Here is a 6,731-nt window from a genome sequence, read left to right on the forward strand (position 1 = left end):
TACTTAAACATTAATTGGCTTTACAAATGATTATGACCAATTACGATTATTCACACAACAAACTATTGGGACGTTAAAGAGGACTGCAGCATGAACAGCACAGCCCTAACTAACTTTTTGTTAAAAGTTAGTGAACCCTCACTAATATAACAAGCTATAGATTTTACGGCGGTATTTAGATTTTAGCGGGTCACCATCAGGCAAAGCGTTGATCATATCTAAGGTCAACTTTTTCGCTTCACCAAAGTTCAAGTCTTTCAGCAATACAGAAACAATAAGCTCTAGGGCTTCTTCTGTTTGATTGGCTTGATGTAATTGTACTGCTAATTTCACTTTAAGTTCTAGATCATCAGGATTCTCAGCAAGCTCTGCTTGTAAGGCTTTAATTTCTGGTGACTCAGCAGCCTGTTCGGCTAATTCTATTTTGCCTAAAATACTATTATACAAGGCATCTTGGTCAACTAAACCGATAGTCTCTAGTAAGGCTTTAGCCGGTTTAACTTGCCCTAGCTCTACTTGGCAATCAGCAAGTAATAACTTGATATCAGCACGAGTATCGTCAAGCTCATGAGCTTGCTTTAAAACGGTATAAGCTTGCTGGTAATCACCAGCCGTGACAAGCTCTACCCCTTGTTGGTATAAGCCATCTTCTGGCTTAGGTAAATGCTTTTCAAAGCTGGCGATAATTTGTTCTTCTGTTTGTACACCTGCAAAGCCGTCAATAGGCTGGCCTTCCTTTATCAACATAACTGTCGGCAAGTTTTGAATACCAAATTGACCCGCGATCTCTTGTTGAGTTTGACAGTCAACCCGCGCATGAATAAGGCTGTCACTAAATTTAGCAGCAACATTTTGTAACACAGGGGCTAGTTGCTGGCTGGGTTCGTAACCTTCCGCCCAAAACTCTACCATCACAACTTTAGTTTGTGAGTCTTGTAAGATAACTTGCTGGAAGTTTTCTGGGGTAATATCGATAAAATTGTGCATATTGAAATCCAAAGCTAATTTATGCCGAATGATTGGCTTGCCAAAGGAATGGGGCCAAACGATACAATTTCAAGGATAATTACCCCTATTTCTAAGTGCCAAACCTACCCATTTGATAATCCACAAATGCTTGGTTTATCTCTTCTCGGGTATTCATGACAAAAGGGCCCCCTCTAGCAATAGGTTCATTCAAAGGTTTACCCGCAATCAACAAATACTTAGCTGCACTTTGCGCCTTAATTTCAATTGCATTTCCGTCGGTTAATACTGCAATTTGCCCTTTAGATACAGTTTGGCCAGAGCCGACAACTTGAATATCCCCATCATAGACGTAAATAAATCCGTTATGCCCTGCCGTAATAGTTTCACTAAATAGAATATCTGGCTGTTGTTGTACATCCCAATAAATGGGATCCACAAATGGGTTATCAATAACACCCTTTGTGCCATTTTGAGTTTGCCCAGCAATCACCGTAATGCTCAATCCTTGGCGAGTTTCCACTGAGATTTCATCACGTGCTTTTTCTTGGTAAGCCGGCTCAGTCATTTTGTGTGACTTGGGCAGATTCACCCACAACTGAAACCCAGCTAACAAACCATCTTCTTGTTCAGGCATTTCTGAGTGAATGATACCTTTTCCAGCTGTCATCCACTGTACGCCACCAGCTTCTATGACACCTTGGTTTCCAGCACTATCTTGGTGGCGCATTTTGCCGGCCAAGATATAAGTGACTGTTTCAAAACCGCGATGAGGGTGTGGCGGAAATCCTGCGATATAATCTTGTGGTTTGTCAGACCCAAATGCATCTAACAATAAAAAAGGATCAAGCATGTTGATTTGCGCGGTGCCGATAACACGAGACAACTGCACCCCGGCGCCATCAGCAACAGACACCTCAGAAAATACATCTTTCACTTGCCTAAGTTGATTCATTTTACCCCTAATTTTTATTACCTATGGTTGAAAGGTTAGTTTCACATTACCTAAAGTTGCATTACTCTGGCAGGATATTTTCTGCACTTGTATCTACTTTAGTGGCATCAATCAAAGTGACGTCTGTAATTCCTATAAACCTTAAAACCTGCTTTAAGTAACTAGTGGCAAAATCCATTTCACTGCCTATGGGTACACCACCTGATGCCATAATCAAGTAAGCTTTTTTATTTTTCAATAAGCCTTCAGGTCCATTTTCAGTATAACGAAATGTCACTCGAGCTCGAGCAACCATGTCTACCCAAGCCTTCAATACTGCAGGTATACTAAAATTATAAATGGGCGAGCCTATAATAATGTGCTCTGCATTTTGGAGTTCGCTGACTAAACTATCAGAAAACGCAAGAACGTCTTTTTGGGAATCATTTCGCATCTCAGGGTCGGTAAAATTAGCTTCAATCCACTGCTCGTTAACAAAAGGCAATCCTTTAGCAAGATCTCGCTCGGTGACCCGCAGACTTGAGTCTTGCTTTTGTAACTCATTAACTAACTTTTCAGAAACTAACCTAGTCAAAGATCCTTGGTAACGACCACTTGAGTTGATAGATAAAATGCCTGATTGTTTCATGTATTGCTCCTTAAAGTTTGTAACTTACATAATATGAGTGAAGAGTTTACAGTTGCTACTAAAAACAAAAACACCATAAAATAGAAATGATTGTTCACCATAAAAGAACAATAAATTTAAACACAGGACAATTGATTGATGAATCAGTTAGAAGATATGCAAACTTTCGTTCGTATTGTAGAAGCAGGTAGTATCACCAAGGCATCGGTTCAACTTAATACAGTGAAGTCGGCGGTAAGTAGGCGTCTAACCGAGTTAGAAAAACGTTTGGGAGTGACTTTGCTTACGCGAACCACGCGCACTCAAACACTGACAGACTCCGGGCGAAGTTATTATCTGCAATGCTTGAGAATAATTGAAGATTTGGCCGAAGTAGAAGCAAGTATTAAAGATAAACACTGTTCATTTTCAGGAACCATTAAAATTTCTGCACCTTTTTCTTTTGGGCTTAAGCACCTAGCACCTGCATTTCGACAATTTAACCAAGCTCACCCAGATGTGTTGTTTAACGTAGATTTTAACGATCGCAAGGTAGACCTAGTTGAAGAGGGTTACGACCTTGCGATTCGCATTTCGACTCTAGCCGACTCCACCTTAATTGCCAGAAAAATCACCTCTGTAGCTCCAGTGTTATGTGCCAGTCCAGCTTATTTAAAGCAATATGGAGAGCCGAAAACTGCCGAAGATTTAAACCAAGGTCATGTGCGCTTAAGGTACAACCTCACACCAGAAACATGGCAGTTAGATTCGAGCACTGGGCAAGCTGTAGTTGTAAAATCACCCATAGTGCTAAGTGCCAATAATGGAGATTATTTATGTGAAGAGGCCATTGCGGGTAGAGGGTTGCTGTTTGGCCCTGACTTTATTTGTTACGAAGCCATAAGAGCCGGCCAACTCAAACCGCTACTATGTGAACAATTAAAAAATAAAGCCACCAACGCTTACGCCGTATACCCACACACTCGCCATCTATCCCAAAGAGTTAGGGGGTTAATAGATTTTTTAACCCTGTATTTTGGAGAAAACCCTTATTGGAATATCTACTCAAAACTTTAGCATCTTGGCTGATAAAGCACTAAAACAAGATTAAGAATCAGTCTATCTATAACCTTTTGTCATAAATCTGCAACTTGACCAAATGGTTCAAGTTATCTAACCTCGAATGCGGCAAATGCGACTAAAGTCGCAAACAATTGACGACAAAATAATAATAAACATAACTTTATAGAGAGATGAACATGTTAAAAGCGATACCAACCTGTTTGGCTTTAGCTATTGCGCCACTAGCTTATGCAGACGACATAATTGGGCAGCAAAACTTTAATGGCCTATCTTCAGATGGCACATACACCACAGAAGCCGTAACCGATGGTACCGCTCTAAGTAACACTGGGGCATTTAATATCGGAGGTGATGGCCTAGATTTTCAGACCTATTGGTTTGACAGCCGCAGTGTTGGCGATGGTCCAATTGATACCTCTGAAGGTTCAGACGGTAGTGATTTTATCGGTGTGAATAATTATAACGCCACTAATTCACCTGATGTCAGTGCAGCTGGGGTACCTGTATCAGATGGGGTTGAGCATAACTTTGAGTTCAATGACACAGATGGTCGCCTAGACGTTGTTTTTGAAGAAGTTGATGTAAGTGGTTACGAAAACCGCCAGCTTACTATTAACTATTGGATAAATGACGACACCTTTGAAAGTGACGACTTTTTTACAGTATCTATTACCGATGGCACATCAGATGTAGAGCTTTACTCTGTTAGTGGAACCGTTTTACAAAACCTAGCTAATGGAGACGCGGGTGTAGCGTCAGAATGGCAAACATTAACCGTGGATTTGGATGATCTTATCTCTACCAACGGCTTAGGTGAGACCTTAACTCTAACGGTAAGTGCAGACGTCAACTCTGGTAGCGAAAACATCTTTTTTGACGATGTCCTATTTTCAGCTTTAAGTTCAGAAGAAGAGGAAGATGAAGAAGAAATCGAAGAGCCAATTGAAATAGGCGCATGTTTTGCCACTGACTCGGAAGGCTTAGCGTATATCAGCGCGGTTCAAGGCTCTGGTACGGCTTCTCCATTTGATGGCTCAGAAGTTATAGTAGAAGGTGTAGTGACCGGTCTTCGTAACAATGGGTTCTTCATGCAAGAAGAAGCCTCAGATGAAGACCAAGATAGCAGTACGTCTGAGGGTATTTTCGTTTATTACACTGACACCTTACCGACTGTTAATCACACAGTACGAGTATTAGGAACCGTAGACGAATACTTCGACCTAACCCAAGTAACAAGTGTTACTAGCTTATTAGATTGTGGCGAAACGACATCATCTATTACAACAGCTACTGTAACCTTTCCAATGGCTGAAACAGACGACTTAGAGCATTACGAAGGCATGATGGTAAGTGTAAGCGAGCTTACTGTTTTCGATACTGACACCCTATGGCAATACGGTGAACTAGGACTAAGTAATGAGCTTAAACGCCAACCAACCGATCTCTATGCTCCACTTACGGCGGAGTACGAACAGCAAATTCTTGATAACGCTGCCAACATTATTTACGTTGAAGATGATAACTCCAGCAGTTACCCAGATACATTAAGCTTTTTCAGTGACTTTAGTTATACCAATGCCATTGGTGTAGGTGATACCGTTTCTGCAACTGGCCCACTAAACTACTCATTTAGTAAATACCGTATAAATGCCACAGCAACAGACTTTACAGTGTTAAGCGCCCGTGAAGCATCTCCTAGCATTGATGAAGGTGACGTAAAAATTGCAACTTTCAATGTACTGAATTACTTCAATGGAGACGACGACGGTAACGGTGGTGTGACATTTGATTATGACGCTAACCGCGGTGCCGAGAGCGAAGAAGAGTTTGAGCTACAAGAAGGACGAATCGTAGAAGCAATTGTTGCAATGGATGCGGACGTTATCGGCCTAATGGAAATAGAGAATGATGGGTTTGGTGACGATAGCGCAATTCAATCCTTGGTTGATGCGGTTAACGCCCAACAGTCAGATGATAATGCCTATAGCTTCATCGCCACTGCTGACGATAGCTTAATTGGTACAGATGCCATTGCAGTAGGCTTAATTTACCGTGCATCTGTTGTTACGCCATCAAGCGAAGCAATTAAAATTGATATGCCATCACAGTTGTTATCTGATGACACTAGTTATGCACAAATGCGCGTATCTTTATTACAAAGCTTCACCCATGACGAAAGCGGTGAGTCTTTTGCCGTAGTGGTTAACCACTTTAAGTCTAAAGGCTCAGGATGTTATGAGGATTCTGTAGAAACAACAGATATTGATAGCATTCAAGGCAGTTGTAATGCGCTACGTGTATCTGCAGCTGTGACTTTAGGTGATGCCCTAGAAGCCGCTGACTTACCTGACAGAGTAATGATTTTAGGCGATTTAAATGCATACTCAGCTGAAGATCCTCTTGCTGTACTAACTGATTACGACCCAGCAGAGCGTGGCTACACTATCACCACAGCAGCTCGTACAGAGTTAGATGAAGGAGCTTCGGTAGACGTTACCACAACCTATGGTTATGAAAACGTAGCAGAAACCTTTGATGCCGATGGCTTCTCATATTGGTTTTATGACTCTATGGAAGTGGGCAGTTTAGATCACATTCTAGCGAGTAGTGCATTTATGGATGATATTGTTGATGCCACACACTGGAACATTAACTCAGTTGAAGTTTACCAATTACAATACGACCAAGCGCTAAGCTACTACAGTGTTGAAGATGGTTATGCCTTTACTGATATTGGCCCATATAGAAGCTCAGACCACGACCCTTTCATCGTATCTGTAAGCTTTGCAACTGAAGATGACGAGCCTGAAGTAGAAGAGCCAGAAGAAGATGATTCATCCAACGGTAATTCAGGTGGTTCAACTGGCCTAGGATTCTTATTACTAGGCTTAGGTGCCTTGCTTTTCCGTAGAAAAGTAGCTCGCTAAAACCTAGTCTTATAAAACCTGTCTAAAAAGCCACATCAGCTAAGCTAGCTAATGTGGCTTTTTTTATTTTACTGTCTCGTCCTGAAATGTGTTTACACATTTAGGACTTATTATGACCAAGTCAAATAATACACCGCTTAAACGAACACAACGAGATTATTCATTAGGCTTTAAATTACAAATTGTCGACGCT

At 41.3% G+C, this 6,731-nt stretch carries 5 protein-coding genes; 2 read left to right on the forward strand and 3 right to left on the reverse strand.

From position 1 onward, the window contains the following. Nucleotides 1-141: 141 nt before the first annotated feature. From ACMUMK_RS18865 to ACMUMK_RS18875, 3 genes are all read right to left on the reverse strand, one after another. Nucleotides 142-987, reverse strand: a complete 846-nt coding sequence (locus ACMUMK_RS18865; RefSeq protein ID WP_414702704.1) for a tetratricopeptide repeat protein — start codon at nucleotides 985-987, stop codon at nucleotides 142-144. A 91-nt stretch (nucleotides 988-1,078) separates the two neighbouring features. Then, nucleotides 1,079-1,921, reverse strand: a complete 843-nt coding sequence (locus tag ACMUMK_RS18870; protein WP_414702705.1) for a pirin family protein — start codon at nucleotides 1,919-1,921, stop codon at nucleotides 1,079-1,081. A gap of 61 nt (nucleotides 1,922-1,982) precedes the next feature. Then, a complete protein-coding gene (locus ACMUMK_RS18875) occupies nucleotides 1,983-2,549 on the reverse strand; it encodes an FMN-dependent NADH-azoreductase (protein ID WP_414702706.1) in 567 nt (188 codons plus the stop codon). 138 nt (nucleotides 2,550-2,687) lie between these two features. Here ACMUMK_RS18875 and ACMUMK_RS18880 point away from each other — a divergent pair, with 138 nt between their 5' ends. Both ACMUMK_RS18880 and ACMUMK_RS18885 read left to right on the forward strand, forming a co-directional pair. Next, nucleotides 2,688-3,605, forward strand: a complete 918-nt coding sequence (locus ACMUMK_RS18880) for a LysR family transcriptional regulator (protein WP_414702707.1) — start codon at nucleotides 2,688-2,690, stop codon at nucleotides 3,603-3,605. Nucleotides 3,606-3,787: 182 nt separating this feature from the next. Continuing rightward, nucleotides 3,788-6,538, forward strand: a complete 2,751-nt coding sequence (locus tag ACMUMK_RS18885; protein ID WP_414702708.1) for an ExeM/NucH family extracellular endonuclease — start codon at nucleotides 3,788-3,790, stop codon at nucleotides 6,536-6,538. Nucleotides 6,539-6,731: the final 193 nt, after the last annotated feature.

This window comes from Paraglaciecola sp. 2405UD69-4, assembly GCF_047525415.1.
In the GTDB taxonomy this organism is placed as follows: Bacteria; Pseudomonadota; Gammaproteobacteria; order Enterobacterales; family Alteromonadaceae; genus Paraglaciecola.

Excerpts from the sequence above, each read along its gene's own strand:
- ACMUMK_RS18865 (WP_414702704.1), bottom strand. The coding sequence starts at position 987 with ATGCACAATTTTATCGATATTACCCCAGAAAACTTCCAGCAAGTTATC.
- ACMUMK_RS18870 (WP_414702705.1), bottom strand. The coding sequence starts at position 1,921 with ATGAATCAACTTAGGCAAGTGAAAGATGTATTTTCTGAGGTGTCTGTT.
- ACMUMK_RS18875 (WP_414702706.1), bottom strand. The coding sequence starts at position 2,549 with ATGAAACAATCAGGCATTTTATCTATCAACTCAAGTGGTCGTTACCAA.
- ACMUMK_RS18880 (WP_414702707.1), top strand. The coding sequence starts at position 2,688 with ATGAATCAGTTAGAAGATATGCAAACTTTCGTTCGTATTGTAGAAGCA.
- ACMUMK_RS18885 (WP_414702708.1), top strand. The coding sequence starts at position 3,788 with ATGTTAAAAGCGATACCAACCTGTTTGGCTTTAGCTATTGCGCCACTA.